This is a genomic window from Pseudomonas qingdaonensis (assembly GCF_018398475.1).
Lineage (GTDB): Bacteria > Pseudomonadota > Gammaproteobacteria > Pseudomonadales > Pseudomonadaceae > Aquipseudomonas > Aquipseudomonas palmensis.
Genome location: NZ_CP074676.1, coordinates 3,703,660 through 3,720,750, shown reverse-complemented (window position 1 = coordinate 3,720,750; position 17,091 = coordinate 3,703,660). Strand labels below are relative to the sequence as shown.

The following is a 17,091-nucleotide window of genomic DNA, read 5'->3' as shown; positions in this document are numbered from 1 at the left end:
TCAGGCGTCGAGGCTGCGCCGAACCTTGTCCAGCAGTTCGTGGATCTGGAACGGCTTGGTGACGATGTCCATGCGCTCACCGAGAAAATGCTGCCGGTCGATGGCGTTCTCGGCGTAGCCGGTCATGAACAGCACCGGCAGGCTCGGGCGCAGCATGCGCGCGACATTGGCCAGCTCGCGCCCGTTCATGTGCGGCAGGCCCACGTCGCTGAGCAGCAGGGCGATGCTCGGGTCGGCATGCAGTTTCTGCAGGGCGCTTTCGACGTCCGGCGCCGGGGTGCAGCGGTAACCGGCATCGGTCAGCACCTCGCAGACGAAACTGCGCACCACCGACATGTCCTCCACCACCAGCACATGCTCGCCGGCGGTACTGATCACGGTGTCGGGTGTGGGTTCGGTGATGCTCAACAGCGGGCTCTGGCTGGCCGGCAGCAGCAGCGTCACTTCGGTACCGCGCCCGCCGGTGCTGCGGATCTGTACGTCGCCGGCCGACTGGCGGGCGAAGCCGTAGATGGTCGACAGCCCCAGCCCGGTGCCCTGGCCGATGGGCTTGGTGGTGAAGAACGGGTCGAAGACCTTGCCGATCACCTCGGGGGCGATGCCGCTGCCGTCGTCGCGCACCGACAATGCCACGTAGGCGCCATCGGCCAGCTTGAGGTCGTCCTGGGTGTGCGCCGCGTAGGTGCTGATCCAGATGTTGCCACCCTGGGGCAGCGCGTCGCGCGCGTTGATCACCAGGTTGAGCACGGCGTTCTCCAGCTGGATCGGGTCTACCAGGGCCACGCTGAGGTGCTCGCTCAGGTTCAGGTGAAGGCTGATGTGTTCGCCGATGGTGCGTCGCAGCAGTTCCTCCAGCGAGCGGATGTGCTGGTTGATGTCGGCCGGGCGGGGGTCCAGCGGTTGCTGGCGGGCAAAGGCGAGCAGGCGGTGGGTCAGGGTGGCGGCCCCCATGGCGGCGCCCAGTGCAGCGTCGGCGTAGGACTGCACCTTGTCGACGCGGCCCTGCTCGATGCGTTTCTTGATCAGCTCCAGGCTGGTGATGATGCCGGTGAGCATGTTGTTGAAGTCATGGGCGATGCCGCCGGTAAGCTTGCCCAGTGCGTCCATCTTCTGCACCTGCAGCAACTGCGCCTCGGTACGGGCGCGCTCGGCCACTTCCTGGGCCAGCAGGGTGGTCGCGCTGTCCAGTTCGGCGCGCTGGGTGCGTTCGCGGTGGCGCTGTTCGGTCACGTCCTCGACGAAGATCAGGCTCGACTCGCCGCTGCGGTAGGGCGACACCTGCCACTGGGTCTCGCGCAGCTGGCCGTTGACGCGCATGTGCAGCAGGCCCTTCCAGCGGTCCCGGGTGCCGAGCCTGCGCAGCAGCTCGTCGATCACCGGCTGCTGGTCGTCGGCAAAGCACTCGACCAGGGTGTCGGGGCTCAGGTTGTCCTGGATCAGCTGGGCGAACGCCTGGTTGCATTCGTGCACCTTGAGCCCGGTGCCCAGCAGCGCGATGGGCGCGGCGGTGCTGACGAAGATCTCGCGAAAGCGCGCCTCGCTCTCGCGCAGCGCCTGCTCGGTGTCGCGTACCCGCAGCAGCGTGCGCAGGGTGGCCAGCAACACCTCGGGGTCGACCGGGTGGATCAGGTAGGCGTCGGCCCCGGCGTCCAGCCCGGTGATGATGTCGCCGGTACCGATGGCGGCCGCCGATACGTGGATCACCGGCAGCAACGCGGTGGCCGGGGTGGCGCGCAGGATGCGCACGATATCGAAGCCGCTCATGTCCGGCAGGTGTACATCCAGGATCAGCGCGTCGTAGGTCTGGCTGGCAATCAGCTCCAGGCCCTCGCCACCGGTGCCGGCCTCGTCGATGCGGTAGCCATGGCATTCCAGGCGCCGGCGCAGGGCATAGCGGGTGACGATGTTGTCGTCGACGATCAGCAGGCGGATGTCAGGCTTCATCACCAGGCTCCTGGGCCAGCGCCAAGGGGATCACTACGTAGAAGGTCGAACCGACCCCGGGCGTACTCTCGACCCCGACCCGGCCACCCAGCAGCGCCGCGAAGCGCTTGCACAGCGACAGGCCCAGGCCGGTGCCACGCAGGCGCTTCTGCAGCGGCGAGTCGATCTGTGCGAAGTCCTCGAACAGCGTGTCGTGCAGCTCGCCCGGAATGCCGATGCCGGTGTCGTGCACCGCAAAGCGGATCTGGCCGTCGTCTTCCAGTTGCGACGATACCCGCACTTCGCCACGGGCGGTGAATTTCAGCGCGTTGGAAATGAAGTTGCGCAGGATCTGCGCCAGCTTCTTGTCGTCGCTGTACAGGCGCGGCAGGCCCTGGGGCTCTTCGAAGATCAGGTCGACCGCCGAGGCATCGACGATCGGCCGGAACATGCCGCGCAGGGCCGCGAACAGGTCGAGCATGTCGAACCAGGCCGGCGAGATGGTGATGCGCCCGGCCTCGATCTTGGCCAGGTCGAGCAGGTCGTCGACCATGTCGCTCAGTTCGCGCGCCGAATTGCTGACGAAGGTCACCTGCTTGTGCTGCTCGGGGCTCAGCGGGCCGTCCAGCTCGTCGCTGAGCAGGCGGGCGATGCTCAGGATCGAACCCAGCGGCGTGCGAAACTCGTGGCTCATGTACGACAGGAAGCGGCTCTTGAGGTCCGAGGCCTGGCGCAGTTGCTCGGCCTGGATATCCAGCTCGGCATACAGGGCCAGCACGCCCTGGTTGGTTTCTTCGAGTTCGGCTCGCAGGGCGTCGCCCTCTTCACGCAGCCGCGCGATCAGCGCCTGCGCCTCGGTGTCGGCAAGGGTAGGGGAATCAGCCACTTAGGGTCTCCAGGGCAACAACCAGCACGGTGACATCATCGCGGCCTCGGCAGAAGTCGCGATGCAGCACGGCGGCGATCAGTGCCGGGTGCTGATGCATGAGGCCAGGATACTGCTGCAGGTCCCAGCGCGATTGCAGCCCGTCGCTGTAGAGCACCAGCAGGTTGGCATGCACATCAGCATAGTCAAAGGGGCGCACGCGACGGAATTGCCCGCCGACGATACCCGGGTGCGAGGCCAGGCCACGACTGCTACCGGGTGCGAGCAGGTGCGCGCCGATGTTGCCGACGCCGCTGAAACGCAGCGCGCCGTTGTCGTACTGGGCGAAGGCCGCAGCGCCGCCACGGGTGCCCTGCATGTTGACGTGCATCGCCTCGAGCACCTGCGCGGGGTCGGCGAACGGGGCCTGGGCAAAGGCCTGGGTGCCGGCGTGGGCGGCCCGTTCGGCGAGCTCGCCGTGGCCCAGCCCGTCGACCACCAGGGCACTGATGCGCTGGCCGTCGTAGGCCAGGTACCAGGCATCGCCACAGGCCGGGTCGTGATGCAGGCTGTGCTGGCTGGCGCCCCAGCGCAGGTCGCAGGCCGCGCTGCTGCGTGGGTACAGGCGCGCCAGCACGGCGGCGCCACGGCTGTCGGCGTACACATCGAACACATCGGCCAGGCGCTTGATCGCGCCCAGGCCGATGCCCTGGGTACCGCCGGTGGAGAACCCGTCGGCCAGGCAGTGGTGCAGGTCGAAGCCTGCGCCACGGTCGATGGCGATCAGTTCCAGCCCGCTGTAGCCGCTGTTGGGCAGCACCCGCAGGTGCAGTTCACCGCGCCCGGCATGCTTGAGCAGGTTGCTCGCAAGCTCGGTGGCCAGCAGCGCGGCGCGCCCGGCGTCGGTGGCATCGAAACCCTGCTGTTCGGCCAGGCGTTGCACGCAGCGCCGGGCATGACCGACCTGGCTCTCGTCTTCTATCGGCAGCACCTGGGTCAGGCTGCCCAGGATACTCAGGCCCATCGCAGAATCGTCACGCGCGTGCCGGCCCCGGGGGCGGTATCCAGTTCGAACTCGTCCACCAGGCGCTTTGCCCCGGTCAGGCCCAGGCCCAGGCCGCCGCCGCTGGTCCAGCCATCGGTCATGGCCAGCTTGATGTCGGGGATGCCCGGCCCTTCGTCGCGAAAGGTCAGGCGCAGGCCCTTGCGATGGTCCTTCTCGACCACCTGCCAGTCCATGTGGCCACCGCCGCCATACACCACGGCGTTGCGGGCCAGCTCGCTGACCGCCGTGACCAGCTTGGTCAGGTTGATCAGGCTCATGCCGCAGCCCTGGGCCAGGGTGCGCGCCAGTTGCCGTGCACGTACCACATCCTGCTCCAGCAGGATGGGCTGGGTGCCGCTTTGCTCGGCGCTCATTGCGGTGCAGCCGAGTTGTTGAGCAGGCGCATGCCGCGCTCGGCGTTGAGCGCGGTACGCACGCCGGGCAGGGTCAGGCCCAGTTCGACCAGGGTGATCGCCACGGCCGGCTGCATGCCCACCAGCACGGTCTGCGTGTCCATGATGCGCGACACCCCGGAGATGGTGCCGATCATGCGGCCAATGAAGGAGTCGACCATGTCCAGCGCCGAGATGTCGATCAGCACGCCCTTGGCCGAGGTCGCGCTGATGCGCTCGGACAGGTCGTCCTGCAGGGTCATGGCCAGCTGGTCATGCATGTCGACCTGGATGGTCACCAGCAGGAATTCGCCGATTTGCAGAATCGGGATGCGCTCCATGGCTTCAGCCCGCCTTGGCGACGGACAGGCCCAGGCGATGCAGGGCCAGCTTCAGGGCGTCGGCCAGGTTGGCCTTGGTCACCACGCCCTGCAGGTCCAGGCCCAGGTGCACGATGGTCTGGGCGATCTGCGGGCGTACACCGCTGATGATGCAGTCGGCGCCCATCAGGCGGATGGCGGTCACGGTCTTGAGCAGGTGCTGGGCCACCAGGGTATCGACGGTGGGCACACCGGTGATGTCGATGATGGCGATTTCAGAGCCGGTGTCGACGATGCGCTGCAGCAGCGATTCCATCACCACCTGGGTACGTTGCGAGTCCAGAGTGCCGATCATCGGCAGTGCCAGTACGCCGTCCCACAGCTTGACCACCGGGGTGGACAGCTCCAGCAGTTCTTCCTGCTGGCGCTTGATCACCGCCTCGCGGGATTTCTGGAAGGTGCGGATGGTGTGCAGGCCCAGGGCATCGAGCAGTTCGGACACCTGCAGCAGCTGGTTGGCCAGTTGCGCCGGCTGCTCGCTGTACTCGCGCTGCAGCAGGGCGAACAGCGGGCCCTTGAGGGAGAAGATGAAGGTGGCAGTCTGCTGCGAGTCCTGGCCGAGCAGGGCGCGGCTATGGGAGAGCTTTTCCAGGAACAGGCGCACCTCGTCCCAGGCACCGGCGTTGAGGTTGCTGGCATCGCCGTTCTGCAGGCCGGCGTGCAGCAGGTCGAGAAACTCTTCGGTCTGGCGCTTGAGGTCGTCGGCCTTAAGGTTGCGCGTGGCACCCGATGCGTCCAGCCCGGCCAGCCATTCGGCTACCAGGGAGGCCTGGTGGGTGCGGATGGCGGTGAGGGTGACAGGTTGCAGTGCAGCCATTTGGACAAGCTCCTGAGCAGGGTAGGTAAGGCACATGCGCATCTGAGTGTGCAGGCCTGATTCTAGTTCGATATTGCCTTCATCAAATTTTTTGCAGGCCCTCAGCTCCCGCTGGCGGGGCGCGGTTGCAGCATCGGGTCGTAGGGGTTGAGCTGGCGCAGCGACTCGAGCAGGGCATTGGCTGTGTCCACCTGCCGGGCCTGTTGCAGATAATGCATCAAGGCCAGCCGAACATCACGGTTAAACGGTTGTTGTTGCATTGCCGGCTCGCGCTGCCCCTGATCGTGCAGGGCCACCGCCAGCACATACCCGTAGCCGGCGTTCTGCGGGGCCAGCTGCACGGTTGCGCTTCTGACAGGAGCCAGCCTTGCCAGCGAGGCAGGGCGGCGAAAGTGCGGGTTTGTTACCATCGTGTTCTTTTGGGTCGGGGCATGCCCCGACAACGCTCAGGAGTACGCAATGATCCTCACCACCACTGGCACTGTCGAAGGGCGCGAAGTCGCGGCCTACCTGGATGTAGTCAGCGCCGAATCGGTGCAGGGCATCAACGTGGTACGCGACATCTTCACCAGCTTTCGCGACTTTTTCGGCGGCCGTTCGCAAACCCTGGAAAGCGCCCTGAAAGAAGCGCGCATCCAGGCCACCGACGAAATCCGCCAGCGCGCCCGCAGCCTGCAGGCCGATGCAGTGATCGGCCTGGATTACGAAATCAGCATGCCGTCGGCCCGTGGCGGCATGGTGGTGGTATTCGTCACCGGCACCGCGGTCAAACTCAGGTAGCCATAGGCCACTGGTCGGGTGCGACAATAAGTGACCAGGCAGTCTTCAAATGTCCGGCTAGTCTCTGAAAGCAACAGGTCACTATTTCCTAGGCATTCATCTGCGTGCCGGTAGTGATCCACAGCAGGGGAGCCGGGTATGAAGGAATCGTATTTCGAAGACGATGGTGACGAGTTTCCCATCAACAGCCAGGTGCGTTGCGGGCAAGCAGCGTTCCAGCTGGGGTTTGCCAACATGACCCTGGAAGACGCGCCGGTACGTGTGCGCTCCACGGTGCCACCGCGCAGCGAGCGCCGCCGGTTTCTGCCGGGCCTGCGCAAGAAGTAGCCACGACGCCGAAGAGGCCCCGCCATCCAGCCTGTGCTGCGGTGTGTGGGGCTTTTTCATGTGGGTTGTAGGCTATTTCGCAAACAGACGACCGGTACGCTGAATCTGCCGTTTTATGCGGCTTTCTTGACCTCGCTCAATGGGGCGACGGCTGTCGCTAGCCCCCTTGGCGGTTGTATGCCTTACTGTCGGTTCGAACGAACAAGGAGCAGTGCGATGCGCATCAGGGAAGAGACTTATTGGGCGTGGGCCGACTCTCAGCTGCACAGCCGCAGCCATGACGAAGAACTCAGCGATGGCACCAGCATCGACGTGCAGGTGCGGTTGTCGCGCACCGGGGCCACGCAGATGTTCCTGGGGGTGTACGGGCGCCGGGGCAAGGCGCTGTTCGAGGAGTACTACCCCTCGTGCCCGGGTGAAACCATGAGCCGTGCGCTGGTGCGCGGCGTGGACCGGGCCCGGGCGTTGGCCACCGACGCCGTGCCGATGGAGCACCCGCGGTTTCGTCGTCAGGCCTGATGCCTGCGGTTACGCCCTGTCGTGGCGCACAGGGAATGTGCGCAGACGGTGGGGCGAGCCAGAGCCGCGATGAGGCGATAAGGCACGCATAAAAAAGGCGACCCGAAGGTCGCCTTTTTCAATTCGCCTGGCTCAGCACAGCCGGTCGATCACCTTCACGTCCTGGCGCTCGCGGATGGCGGGCCATTCCTGTTGCAGGGTCTCCAGCACCTTGGCGACAAACGCGGTGTCTGCCGCTGCCTTCTTGCCGACGTAGCCCTTGCCACGGCGGAACATCCTGAAACGGGCGCGCATTTCACGCTTCGCATCGATCGCCTCTTCGACAGTGTGCGGCGGCATCTTGTCGATGTGCACGTCACCTGTGGCACTGACCCACAGCAGGTGGTCATCGAGGCTGTCCTTGCGGGCAGCGAACAGCTGAGCCAATTGGTCGATGGTGGGTTGGTTGTTCAAGTTGATCATAAAGCCCCCTATTACCTATTCGTCGTTGGTGAGTTCAAACCTGCGCTACTTCATGTAGCGATCTACCAAGGCTGCTACAGCAGCGTCGCAACAGGGGCTTTCTTCACTCTGCCTTTTGGACAGTCCCTCTCCACGGACAGCCCGAAACCGCTCGAACTGTCTGGAACACCCTTTGCCAGCGCTCCCGATCAGGGAGACGGCCTCATCATGCAAGGGGCAACGAATGCCGTCAATAGGTTTTGTAGTGATTTTTTTTATTCACTACAAATGACCGGTCAGTCTTTTTCGAGCTTATGGGTCGCCGCGCCACCGGCTGTTGGAATGTCCTACAAAGCGCTCTGGTCAGGGCGTCTTGGCCATGTATTGACCCGGGTCAGCGCGTACCGGCCAGGCGCTGGGGATGATAGGGGCCTGTTTTGTTGCCAAAGAAGTCCTGCCCATGAGTACCCCCGCCAATCCTCCCGCAGCGCCTGGCGCTCAACCCCTGTTGCCCGTGGGCCTGCTGCTGGGCATCGTCGCGCTGGTCGGCGTGCTGCTGTTGCCGCTGCCGGCCGACCTGCCGGTGGCCGGTCACCGTGTGCTGGCGATCCTGGCCTTTGCGGTGGTGATCTGGATCACCGAGGCGGTGTCGTACGAAGCCAGTGCGATCATGATCACCTCGCTGCTGGCATTTTTGCTGGGCACCGCACCGACCCTTGCCGACCCGTCGGTGATCTACGGCTCGTCGGCAGCCGTGAGCATGGCCCTGACGGGCTTTGCCAACCCGGCATTGGCGCTGGTGGTGGGGGCCCTGTTCATCGCAGCGGCGATGACCCACACCGGGCTGGACCGGCGCATCGCGCTGGTCACGCTCAACCGTGTGGGCGTGAGCACCCGACGCATTCTGCTGGGGGCGATGGTGGTGATCATCCTGCTCAGCCTGGTGGTGCCCAGTGCCACGGCGCGCAGTGCCTGCGTGGTGCCGATCATGATGGGCGTGATCGCCGCGTTCGGCGTGAACAAGCGCTCCAACATCGCCGCCGGCATCATGATCATCGTGGCCCAGGGCACCAGCATCTGGAACATCGGCATCCAGACCGCAGCCGCGCAGAACCTGCTGACGGTCGGCTTCATGGACAAGATGCTCGGTGCACGGGTGTCATGGATCGACTGGCTGATCGCCGGGGCGCCGTGGGCGTTGATCATGTCGGTGGTGCTGATCGTGCTGGTGCTCAGGATGCTGCCCCCCGAGAGCGACAGCATTCCCGGCGGCAAGGCGGCGGTGGCCGAGCAGTTGCAGGCGCTGGGGCCGATGAGCGGGGCGCAGAAGCGTCTGCTGGGGGTGTCGCTGCTGTTGCTGCTGGCCTGGGCCACCGAGGGCAAGCTGCATCACTTCGACACCACCTCGACCACCTACGCCGGGTTGGTGCTGCTGTTGCTGCCGCGCTTCGGGGTGATGACCTGGAAGGATGTGCAGGCGCGTATTCCGTGGGGCACAGTGATCGTGTTCGGCGTCGGCATCAGCCTGGGCACCACCCTGTTGACCACCCAGGCCGGGCAATGGCTGGGCGGGCAGGTGGTGGCCAATACCGGGCTGGATCAATTGGGCACGCTGGGGGTGTTCTCGATTCTGGCGGCGTTTCTGATCGTGATCCACCTGGGCTTTGCCAGTGCCACGGCGCTGACCTCGGCGCTGCTGCCGATACTGATCGCGGTGCTGCAGACCTTGCCGGGGGATTTCAGCCGCCTGGGCATGACCATGGTGCTGGGGTTTGTGGTCAGCTACGGGTTCATCCTGCCGATCAACGCACCGCAGAACATGGTGTGCCTGGGTACCGAAACCTTCAACGCGCGGCAGTTTGCCAAGGTCGGGATCGTGGTGACGCTGGTGGGGTACGGGTTGATGCTGGTGTTCGCCGCAACCTGGTGGCACTGGCTGGGCTGGATGTAGAAGGGCCGTTGCAAGCGGCAAGCGGCAAGCGAGGCCGAGCCAGCTTGCCGCTTGCAGCGATGCTCATCAGAAGTTCGCCGGGGTGTTGGCGCTGATGATCTCGGCTTCGTCCTGGCCGATGTTCTTGAAGCTGTGGGGCAGGGTGGTGGGGAAGTAGTAGCCGTCGCCGGAGTTCAGCACGCTGACCTGGCCGTCTACCCGCAACTCGATGGTGCCACGGGTCACCAGGCCGCATTCCTCGCCCTCGGTGTGCACGATCGGCTCTTCGCCGGAGTCGGCGCCCGGCGCATACAGCTCGCGCAGCATGCGCATCTGCCGACCTTCGACACTGGCGCCGACCAGCAGCATGCGCAAGCCACCACTGCCCAGGTCGGGCTGCTCGTTGGCGCGGAACACGAAGCGTTCTTCGCGCGGCGGTTCGTCGAAACTGAAGAACTCCGCCAACGACATCGGGATGCCTTCCAGCAGCTTTTTCAACGAGCTCACCGATGGGCTGACGCGGTTCTGCTCGATCTGTGAAATCGTCGAGTTGGTCAGGCCGCTGCGCCTGGCCAGCTCCCGTTGCGAGAGCTTGGTGCGTTCACGTACCAGTTTGAGTCGTGTCCCCGTGTCCATAGCCGCCTTGATGTCAAAAATAATGGGCGACGCATTAAAACACATTCCGTCGCCGAACCCGCCTACTGGCGTGCAGGCACCGGCCACAAGGCGATCAACAGCAGCAGCAAGGCGGCCATCAGGTACGGCAGGCGCGGGTCCAGGGCGTAGATCAGGGTGCCGGCCAGCGGCCCGATCACCGTGCCCAGGGCCTGTGCCGCGCCCACAGAGCCTGCGGTCGCGCCCTGTTCACCGGCATCCACCGCGTTCGCCGCCAGCGCCTGGAACGCCGGGAACACCCAGCCCATGCCGGCCGCAGCGACGAAGTAGCACGCCCACAGCATGCCCACGCTGTCGGCCAGGGCGCCGCTGGCAAAACCCAGCGCACTGATGCAGCCGCCCACGCGGATCATGCGCAGCGGCGGCCATTGCAGCTTGCTCACCAGCACCTGCGAGAAGATCAGCGCCGCACCCACCATGGTCAGGGCAATGCCCGCCGCCTGGGCGGCATCGGCAGGCGCCAGGCCCAGGCGGTCAAGGGCAAAGAAGCCTACGGTGATCTGCGCCAGCGACACGCACAGCATCGCCACGAAGGCCACCGTGAGCGGGCGAAGCAGGCGCGGGTCGGTCAGGCTGACGGGGCGGGGCGGTTGCCTCAGGTGCAGCTCCTGACCCTTGAGCTTGAACTGCAGTACCAGCAATGCCAGCAGTGGCAGCACCGACATCGCATAGAACGGCAGGCTCAGGCTGTGGCGCGCCAGCAGCGCGGCCAGTGCCGGGCCCATCACCAGGCCCACGGCGTTCGCCGCACCCAGCGAGGCCATGGCGCGGGCGCGCTGTTGCGGTTGCATGTTGTCGGCAATCAGCGCGGCGCAGCCGACCGGCAGGGCGGCATAGAACGCACCGATCAGGCCGCGGCCGATCACCAGTGCGGCAAAGGCCAGGGAGGTGGCCGGCAGGTAGCGCAGCGCGCCATCGATGAACAGGCACAGGGCCCAATAGGCCAGGGTGAACCCCGCGGTGCCCACCAGCAGCACCCGGCGTCGACCGAAGCGGTCGCTGGCCCGGCCCCAGGGGCGCGCCAGCAGCATCCACACCACCCCGGCTACCGTGACCGCCGCGCCCGCCTGCCAGGCTGCCAGGCCCAGCACGCGGGCGATGGGGCCGATCAGGGCGACGAAGGCCATCATCGCCATGGTGCAGGCCATGTTGACCACCATCAGCGGACGCAGGTCGAAGGCGGGGGTTTTGAGCAGCGGGGGTTGCTGGACGGTGTTCATGGCTATCCAAGGCAGAGGAGCAGGGCGGCCATTGTGCCGCAGCTGTCCCCAAGGCTAAAGCCTGTAAACGATAGTAATAATCATTTAATTGACTTCAGCCTTGTTGCTGTGGGTTAGAAGTCGCCTTGCAGGGTCACCATCAGATTGCGCGGCTCGCCATAGAAGTTGCCCCAGCCAGCGGCGCCGACGCTGCTGTAGTAGTGCTTGTCGAACAGGTTGTTGCCGTTGAGGGCCAGGCTCCAGTTGTCATCCAGGCGATAGCCGATGCGGGCGCTCCACAGGGCGTAGCCGGGCTGCACCATCTTGGTGTTGCGGTCCACGAAGTGGTTGGCACTCTGCGCGCTGACCCCGCCGCCCACGCTCCAGCGCTGCAGGGCGCCGTCCAGGTCGTAGTTGGTCCATACACGCGCCATGTGCCTGGGCACGTAGCTGGCGGTGAAGGTGGCGTCCTGGCGGGTGTCGTCGATGCGCTTGAGGTATTCGACCTGGGTGTAGGTGTAGCCGGCCAGCACCTGCAGGCGCTCGATCAGTTCACCGCTCAGCTCGGCTTCGAAGCCCTGGGCGCGCACCTTGCCGCTGTCGGTGTAGCAGTAACCGTCGGACGACCTATCGCATACCGTGCTGTAGTCAGCCTCGGCGCGACCCTGCTCGGTGTTGCGGAACAGGTTGAAGGCGCCATTGAGGCGACCCTGGTACCACTCGGCCTTGACCCCCACCTCATAGCTGGCACCGGTCTTGGGCTTGAGCGAGCTGCCGTCGGCCTTGGCGTAGGTGCTTTGCGGCTGGAAGATGTCGGCGTAGCTGGCGTAAACGGACCAGGTGTCGTCCAGGTCGTAGATCAACGCGGCGAACGGCGTCACCTGGCCGTTTTCCTGGCTGCGGTTGGGCTGCCAGTAGTTCCAGTATCGGGTGTAGCTGTCGCTGCTGTTGCGGTACCAGCTGACGCGGCTGCCGAGTACGGCGGTGAGGGGCTCGGCCAGCTTCAGGCGCAGGGTGGCGTAGGTGCCGAACTGACGGGTGTCGGAGGTCACCGGAATCGGCCCGCCGCGGTAGGACTCCTTCTCGTAGACCGAGTCACCCGGCTTGGGGATGTGCGGGTTGGGGTTGAACGGGTTCTGGGTAACGCCGTACAGCTCGGTCAGGTTGATCAGTTCGTAGCGGTCGCGGCCCTTGGAGCGGCTGGCGTTGGCGCCGACGATGATCTCGTGCTCCAGGCCCCAGGCCTGGAAATGGCCGTCCAGGTTGGCGTCGAAGCCGTAGTCGTCCTGGTCGTAGTCGAACAGCCCGGAGTACAGCTTCGAGGCGCTCTGGGTACTGCCCACCGGCACGGTGCCTTCGCCCATGGCGTATTGCATGTTCTGGTCGTTGTGGGTGTACATCGAGGCGACCTTGAGCGCCCAGTCTGCGTTGAAACGGTGGGTAAGGTCGGCGAACAGGCTGGTTCGCTCGCTGTCCCAGTGGTTCCACGACGCGCCCAGGCAGGTGGAGCGCGACAGCTTCAGGTCGCTGCCGTCGCTGTAGCGCGGCAGGCCCTGCCAGCAGGGCTTGGCGTCGAGCTTTTCGTAGGCCAGGCCCAGGCCCAGGGTGGTGTCTTCGTTCAGGTCGTAGTCCAGTGCGCCGTACACCACCTGGTCTTCGCGCTCGCCGATGTCGTAGAAGTACTTGCGGTCCTGCTGGGCGACCACGGCGCGCCCGCGCAGGGTGCCGGCGTCGTTGAGTGGGCCGCCGGTGTCGACCTGGGCGCGGTAGTTGTCCCAGGTGCCGGCCGACAGCGTTACGTGGGTGGCGGCCTTGTCCTGGCCGCGCTTGCGAATGAAGTTGACCCCGCCGGCCGAGCTGCCGGCGCCTTTCATCATGCCGGCGGCGCCGCGCATGATCTCGACGCGGTCGTAATAGGCCATGTCGCTGGAGAAGCTGTTGGCCTGCACGTAGTTGCCGCCCACATCCAGCGGTACGCCGTCGTACTGGTACTGGCCGGCGATCATGAAGCCGCGCGAGTAGAAGTACTTGCCGCCCATGGGCGAGTCGTGAACGGTGATGCCGGGGGTTTTCTCCATCACCTGTTCGAGGCTGGTGAGGTTCTGTTCGTCCATCATCTTGCGCGTGATGACCGTGACCGACTGCGGGGTTTCGCGCAGCGAATGCTGACCCTTGCCGATGCTGACGCTGCGCACGGTGTAGCTGTCGGTGCTGTCGCCGGTGCTGCTGGTGCGGGTGCCGTCGACGTTGGTGGCGCCCAGTTCCAGGGCGCCGTTGCTGCTGGGGGCCGGGCGCAACGAGTAGCTGCCGTCGCCTTGTGGGAAGGCTTGCAGCCCGCTGCCGGCCAGGATGCGGCTGAGGCCGTCGAGGGTGGCGTACTGGCCTTGCAGGCCGGGGCTCTGCTTGCCGCGGGTAAGGGCGGCGTCGTAGGACAGATTGAGGCTGCTGGCGGCGGCGAAGGCACCGAGCACGCTGGCCAGCGAACCGGCCGGAATGTTGTAGGCCGTGCGGCTGCTGCTGACTTCATCGGCCATCGCCGAGGGGGCTGGCAGCATGCTGGCGGCCATGGCGGCGGCCAGCAGGTGGGCGGGGAGCAGGCGGGGGGAACGGGGTGACATGGGGGCCTCGTCGGATGCAGAAGGGATGCGCGAAAGGGGGTGTTTCAGACAAGGCGGATGAGAATGAGAAAAGGTACCGCGGGATGAGGAATTTTTTTTGCTGCATCAAACACTGCGCTGTGCAGGTCAAGAGCCGGCCAGACAAGGCCGGCGCCTACATCACCCGCACCCAGTACCGACCATGCCGCTCGATTCGCAAATCGAACGAGCGCGCCAGCGCCGACAGCGCCGCATCACTGTCGGTCAACGAGAAGTTGCCCGACACACGCTGCTCTGCCAGCTGCGGCGCATAGGTCAGCAACCCCGGCCGGTACCGCCCCAGCTCGTCGAGCAGATCACCCAGCCGCCAGTTCTCCACCACCAGTTGCCCCAGGCTCCACGCCGCCTGGGCCGCCGACGCCAGCTGCGGGCTATCCACCCGCTGATCACTGAACCCGCACGCCTGCCCGCTCTCCAGGCGCTGCGCCTCCCCCAGCAAGGGGCTGACCCGCACCGCATGCTCGAACACCTCGACCTCGCTGCGCCCGGCCTGCTGCGCCACGCTGAAGCGCGTGCCCAACGCCTGCACCACGCCCTGCGCGGTCTGCACCCGCAACGGCCGCTGCTGCACATCCTTGCCACTGGTAAGCAGGATGCGCCCGCGCACCAGCTGAATCAGCCGTTGCCCGCTGTCGAAGCGGATGTTCACCGCCGACGCCGTATCGAGCACCAACTGGCTACCGTCGGCCAGGGTGACGCTGCGAATTTCACCCGTGCCACTGTGCACGTCCGCCAGCAACGCCTGCGCCGGAGTACTGCGGTAGCTGGCCCAGCCACCCAGCCCCAGCCCGGTCGCCAGCAGCAGCCCCTTGACCACGCCGCGGCGGGTCAGGCCATGGGCTTCGGCACGCTTGAAGGCATCGAACGCCAGCCCACCCGGCACACTGGCCAGTTGCCCATGCAACTGCTCCACCCGGGCCCAGGCCCAGCCGTTCTGCGGTGCACTGTCCAACCATGCCCGCCAGGCCCGTTCCAGGCCGGGGCTGGCATCGCCGGCCATGCGCTGCACATGCCAGCGGGCGGCTTCCTTGAGCGCCTGGCGCTGCGCTTCGCGGTCGTTGCTCATGGCTGCTCGTCGAAGGCGAGCAGCAGGCAGCGCTCGGTGGTCTTGTACATGTACTTCTTCACCGAACTGAGCGAAACGCCCAGCGCCGTGGCGATTTCGCCATAGGTCATGCCCAGCCAGTTGGCCATCAGGAACGCCTGGCGCGCCTTGGCGCCGCACCCGGCCAGCAGGCGGTCGACTTCGCGCAGGGTCTCGAGAATCAGCAGGCGCTCTTCCAGCGAGATCTCCTCGTACACCGGCTGGGCGGCCAGGGCTTGGAGGTAGGCCTGTTCGAGCTTCTGGCGCCGGAAGTGGTCGATCATCACCCGCCGCGCCACGGTCGCCAGGTAGCTGCGCGGCTCGCGCAGCAGGCGCACCAGCTCCAGCGACTCGGACGAGGCGAGGATGCGCACGAAGGTGTCCTGCATCAGGTCGGCGGCGCGCTGCGGGCAGCTCAGGCGCCGGCGCAGCCAGTGCTGCAACCACAGGTGATGGTGCTGGTAGAGCTGGCCGACTTCGGCGTTGGCGGGTGAGGTGGGGGCGCTCATCCTGGCGACTTCCGGGGAAAAAGGATGCAGATGATAAGCATTCCCAAGAATGTTAGGAAGAGGGCAGGTGAAATAGCGCTGGGCGCATCGCGGGTCAAGCCCGCTCCCACGGGGTCTGCACCGTCCTGCAAGGCAGCGGTTTGCCTGTGGGAGCGGGCTTGACCCGCGAAAGGGCCGCCACGCGGCCCCTCGGCGATTACCACAACGCCAGCGTATACCCCACGATCAAGCGGTTCTCGTCGATATCGCTGGTCAACCCGCCACTGGAACGGAACGTCGCATTGCGCAATCGCACGCTCACGTTCTTCAGCGGCCCGCTCTGCACCACATAGGCGATGTCGGTGTCGCGCTCCCATTCCTTGCCGCCGCTCACCGTCGCGGTCTGGATATGGTTGCCATTCACATAGCGGGTCATGAAGCTCAGCCCCGGCAGCCCCAGCGCGGCGAAGTTGTAGTCGTAGCGCGCCTGCCACGCATCGGTTTCGGCCTTGGTGAAGACATTCACCGTCACCAGGTTGACCGAGTACGGGTCCAGCCCCGGGTAGGCGAAGTCGCCGTCCCCCGAGAGGTTCTGGTAGCCCAGGCCGAATTTGTGCGCGCCCACGCCCAGGGTCAGCATGCCGTTGAAGAAGCGGTTGTCGATGCGCCCGCCGTCCACCCGCGCAGCGGAACGCAGGTTGGCGCTGCCTTGTTCGCGGGTGTCGAAGTAGCGCAGGTCGCTGCGCAGGCTCACGCCTTCGGCCAGCGGCATGTCATGCACCAGCCCGGCGTAGTGCTGGCGGTAGAGGTCGTGCATCTGTGCGTAGTAGTAGCTCAGCGCCAGGTTGGGGCGCAGCGCGTAGGTGCCGCCTGCCAGGTCCAGGTGGCTGCTCTGGACACCGGCATAGCTCATCTGGTCGTTGCTCGAGGAGTCGCGCAGGTTCTGTTTTTCCAGGCGGCCCACGTTCAGGGTCAGGCCGTCGATGTCCTGCGAGGTCAGCAGGCTGCCGTTGTAGGTCGAGGGCAGCAGGCGCACGTCGTTGATCGAGGCAACCGGCAAGGTGGGCTGCAAGGTGCCGAGCTTGAGCACGCTCTTGCCCAGGCGCAGCTTGGCGGTCAGGCCCAGTTCGCTGTAGTCGTGCGCCGGCTCCTGGCTGGCGCCGAACGGCAGCAGGCCGGTGCCCCGGTGCGCCTTGCTGGAGTCGAGCTTCAGGCCCAGCTCGCCCAGCGCATCCAGGCCAACGCCCAGGGTGCCTTCGGTGTAACCCGATTCCATGCGCAGGATGAAGCCCTGGGCCCACTCCCGCGCCTGGCTCTGGGGCGCGGCGTGCTGGCGAAAGTCGCGGCTGAAATAGAAGTTGCGGGCCTCCAGGCTGGCCTTGCTGTCCTGGATGAAATCGGCCTGCACAAGCAACGGCGCAAGCGCGGCGCACAGGCCGGCGCTGGCCGTCAGGGGACGGCGGGAAAACGACATGCAATCTACCTTTTGTTGTTGTTCTGGCGGCAGCCGCTGCTGCGGTGCGGGCATATAATTAACATATTATCTTTTTGCCCCGAAAGCCTTTGCAG

At 65.8% G+C, this 17,091-nt stretch carries 18 protein-coding genes; 4 read left to right on the top strand and 14 right to left on the bottom strand.

Annotated features, from left to right (window positions below):
• The 7 genes from KH389_RS16890 to KH389_RS16860 all read right to left on the bottom strand — a co-directional run bounded on the left by KH389_RS16890 (position 1) and on the right by KH389_RS16860 (position 5,763).
• Positions 1–1,944 carry a response regulator gene (locus KH389_RS16890; RefSeq protein WP_054915145.1) on the bottom strand — a complete coding sequence of 648 codons (1,944 nt, stop codon included), beginning with the start codon at positions 1,942–1,944 and terminating at the stop codon, positions 1–3.
• Positions 1,934–2,809: a sensor histidine kinase gene (locus KH389_RS16885; RefSeq protein ID WP_043861201.1), complete on the bottom strand. Its 876-nt coding sequence runs from the start codon at positions 2,807–2,809 to the stop codon at positions 1,934–1,936. Before KH389_RS16885 ends, KH389_RS16890 begins: the two co-directional genes overlap by 11 nt.
• The gene (locus KH389_RS16880; RefSeq protein WP_178083069.1) at positions 2,802–3,812 is read right to left on the bottom strand and encodes an ATP-binding protein; all 1,011 of its coding nucleotides are present in this window, start codon (positions 3,810–3,812) and stop codon (positions 2,802–2,804) included. Before KH389_RS16880 ends, KH389_RS16885 begins: the two co-directional genes overlap by 8 nt.
• Positions 3,803–4,207 carry an anti-sigma regulatory factor gene (locus KH389_RS16875; protein ID WP_043861202.1) on the bottom strand — a complete coding sequence of 135 codons (405 nt, stop codon included), beginning with the start codon at positions 4,205–4,207 and terminating at the stop codon, positions 3,803–3,805. The genes KH389_RS16880 and KH389_RS16875 overlap by 10 nt, the downstream gene beginning before the upstream one ends.
• Positions 4,204–4,566 carry an STAS domain-containing protein gene (locus tag KH389_RS16870; protein ID WP_043861203.1) on the bottom strand — a complete coding sequence of 121 codons (363 nt, stop codon included), beginning with the start codon at positions 4,564–4,566 and terminating at the stop codon, positions 4,204–4,206. The genes KH389_RS16875 and KH389_RS16870 overlap by 4 nt, the downstream gene beginning before the upstream one ends.
• A 4-nt stretch (positions 4,567–4,570) precedes the next feature.
• Complete coding sequence (locus KH389_RS16865; protein WP_054915144.1) at positions 4,571–5,422, bottom strand: STAS domain-containing protein; 852 nt, start codon at positions 5,420–5,422, stop codon at positions 4,571–4,573.
• A gap of 101 nt (positions 5,423–5,523) precedes the next feature.
• Positions 5,524–5,763 (bottom strand): hypothetical protein, encoded by a 240-nt coding sequence (locus tag KH389_RS16860; protein ID WP_213605842.1) that lies wholly within the window; start codon positions 5,761–5,763, stop codon positions 5,524–5,526.
• A gap of 118 nt (positions 5,764–5,881) precedes the next feature.
• Between KH389_RS16860 and KH389_RS16855 the strand changes: the two genes are divergently transcribed.
• The 3 genes from KH389_RS16855 to KH389_RS16845 all read left to right on the top strand — a co-directional run bounded on the left by KH389_RS16855 (position 5,882) and on the right by KH389_RS16845 (position 7,048).
• On the top strand, positions 5,882–6,202 hold the full coding sequence (locus KH389_RS16855) for a YbjQ family protein (RefSeq protein WP_043859777.1): 321 nt from the start codon (positions 5,882–5,884) through the stop codon (positions 6,200–6,202).
• Between the two features lie 138 nt (positions 6,203–6,340).
• The gene (locus KH389_RS16850) at positions 6,341–6,529 is read left to right on the top strand and encodes a hypothetical protein (protein WP_043859776.1); all 189 of its coding nucleotides are present in this window, start codon (positions 6,341–6,343) and stop codon (positions 6,527–6,529) included.
• A gap of 216 nt (positions 6,530–6,745) precedes the next feature.
• Positions 6,746–7,048, top strand: a complete 303-nt coding sequence (locus KH389_RS16845; RefSeq protein WP_043859775.1) for a hypothetical protein — start codon at positions 6,746–6,748, stop codon at positions 7,046–7,048.
• Positions 7,049–7,180: 132 nt separating this feature from the next.
• Here KH389_RS16845 and KH389_RS16840 read toward each other — a convergent pair whose 3' ends face one another.
• The gene (locus KH389_RS16840) at positions 7,181–7,510 is read right to left on the bottom strand and encodes a hypothetical protein (RefSeq protein ID WP_043859774.1); all 330 of its coding nucleotides are present in this window, start codon (positions 7,508–7,510) and stop codon (positions 7,181–7,183) included.
• Between the two features lie 439 nt (positions 7,511–7,949).
• Here KH389_RS16840 and KH389_RS16835 point away from each other — a divergent pair, with 439 nt between their 5' ends.
• Positions 7,950–9,440, top strand: coding sequence for a DASS family sodium-coupled anion symporter (locus KH389_RS16835; protein WP_054915142.1), 1,491 nt, complete (start codon positions 7,950–7,952; stop codon positions 9,438–9,440).
• Positions 9,441–9,506: 66 nt separating this feature from the next.
• Here the strand turns inward: KH389_RS16835 and KH389_RS16830 are convergent, their stop codons facing one another.
• From KH389_RS16830 to KH389_RS16805, 6 genes are all read right to left on the bottom strand, one after another.
• Positions 9,507–10,055: a cupin domain-containing protein gene (locus KH389_RS16830; protein ID WP_043859772.1), complete on the bottom strand. Its 549-nt coding sequence runs from the start codon at positions 10,053–10,055 to the stop codon at positions 9,507–9,509.
• Between the two features lie 62 nt (positions 10,056–10,117).
• Complete coding sequence (locus KH389_RS16825) at positions 10,118–11,314, bottom strand: MFS transporter (RefSeq protein WP_213605841.1); 1,197 nt, start codon at positions 11,312–11,314, stop codon at positions 10,118–10,120.
• Positions 11,315–11,427: 113 nt separating this feature from the next.
• The gene (locus tag KH389_RS16820; RefSeq protein WP_213605840.1) at positions 11,428–13,911 is read right to left on the bottom strand and encodes a TonB-dependent siderophore receptor; all 2,484 of its coding nucleotides are present in this window, start codon (positions 13,909–13,911) and stop codon (positions 11,428–11,430) included.
• 154 nt (positions 13,912–14,065) lie between these two features.
• Complete coding sequence (locus KH389_RS16815) at positions 14,066–15,016, bottom strand: FecR domain-containing protein (protein ID WP_213605839.1); 951 nt, start codon at positions 15,014–15,016, stop codon at positions 14,066–14,068.
• Complete coding sequence (locus KH389_RS16810) at positions 15,013–15,543, bottom strand: sigma-70 family RNA polymerase sigma factor (RefSeq protein ID WP_043860918.1); 531 nt, start codon at positions 15,541–15,543, stop codon at positions 15,013–15,015. Before KH389_RS16810 ends, KH389_RS16815 begins: the two co-directional genes overlap by 4 nt.
• Before the next feature lie 196 nt (positions 15,544–15,739).
• The gene (locus KH389_RS16805; RefSeq protein WP_116054860.1) at positions 15,740–16,996 is read right to left on the bottom strand and encodes an OprD family porin; all 1,257 of its coding nucleotides are present in this window, start codon (positions 16,994–16,996) and stop codon (positions 15,740–15,742) included.
• Positions 16,997–17,091: the final 95 nt, after the last annotated feature.

Bases quoted from the DNA above. Each gene is read 5' to 3' on its own strand.
- KH389_RS16890 (WP_054915145.1), bottom strand. From the start codon at position 1,944: ATGAAGCCTGACATCCGCCTGCTGATCGTCGACGACAACATCGTCACC.
- KH389_RS16880 (WP_178083069.1), bottom strand. From the start codon at position 3,812: ATGGGCCTGAGTATCCTGGGCAGCCTGACCCAGGTGCTGCCGATAGAA.
- KH389_RS16875 (WP_043861202.1), bottom strand. From the start codon at position 4,207: ATGAGCGCCGAGCAAAGCGGCACCCAGCCCATCCTGCTGGAGCAGGAT.
- KH389_RS16870 (WP_043861203.1), bottom strand. From the start codon at position 4,566: ATGGAGCGCATCCCGATTCTGCAAATCGGCGAATTCCTGCTGGTGACC.
- KH389_RS16865 (WP_054915144.1), bottom strand. From the start codon at position 5,422: ATGGCTGCACTGCAACCTGTCACCCTCACCGCCATCCGCACCCACCAG.
- KH389_RS16855 (WP_043859777.1), top strand. From the start codon at position 5,882: ATGATCCTCACCACCACTGGCACTGTCGAAGGGCGCGAAGTCGCGGCC.
- KH389_RS16850 (WP_043859776.1), top strand. From the start codon at position 6,341: ATGAAGGAATCGTATTTCGAAGACGATGGTGACGAGTTTCCCATCAAC.
- KH389_RS16845 (WP_043859775.1), top strand. From the start codon at position 6,746: ATGCGCATCAGGGAAGAGACTTATTGGGCGTGGGCCGACTCTCAGCTG.
- KH389_RS16840 (WP_043859774.1), bottom strand. From the start codon at position 7,510: ATGATCAACTTGAACAACCAACCCACCATCGACCAATTGGCTCAGCTG.
- KH389_RS16835 (WP_054915142.1), top strand. From the start codon at position 7,950: ATGAGTACCCCCGCCAATCCTCCCGCAGCGCCTGGCGCTCAACCCCTG.
- KH389_RS16830 (WP_043859772.1), bottom strand. From the start codon at position 10,055: ATGGACACGGGGACACGACTCAAACTGGTACGTGAACGCACCAAGCTC.
- KH389_RS16825 (WP_213605841.1), bottom strand. From the start codon at position 11,314: ATGAACACCGTCCAGCAACCCCCGCTGCTCAAAACCCCCGCCTTCGAC.
- KH389_RS16820 (WP_213605840.1), bottom strand. From the start codon at position 13,911: ATGTCACCCCGTTCCCCCCGCCTGCTCCCCGCCCACCTGCTGGCCGCC.
- KH389_RS16815 (WP_213605839.1), bottom strand. From the start codon at position 15,016: ATGAGCAACGACCGCGAAGCGCAGCGCCAGGCGCTCAAGGAAGCCGCC.
- KH389_RS16810 (WP_043860918.1), bottom strand. From the start codon at position 15,543: ATGAGCGCCCCCACCTCACCCGCCAACGCCGAAGTCGGCCAGCTCTAC.
- KH389_RS16805 (WP_116054860.1), bottom strand. From the start codon at position 16,996: ATGTCGTTTTCCCGCCGTCCCCTGACGGCCAGCGCCGGCCTGTGCGCC.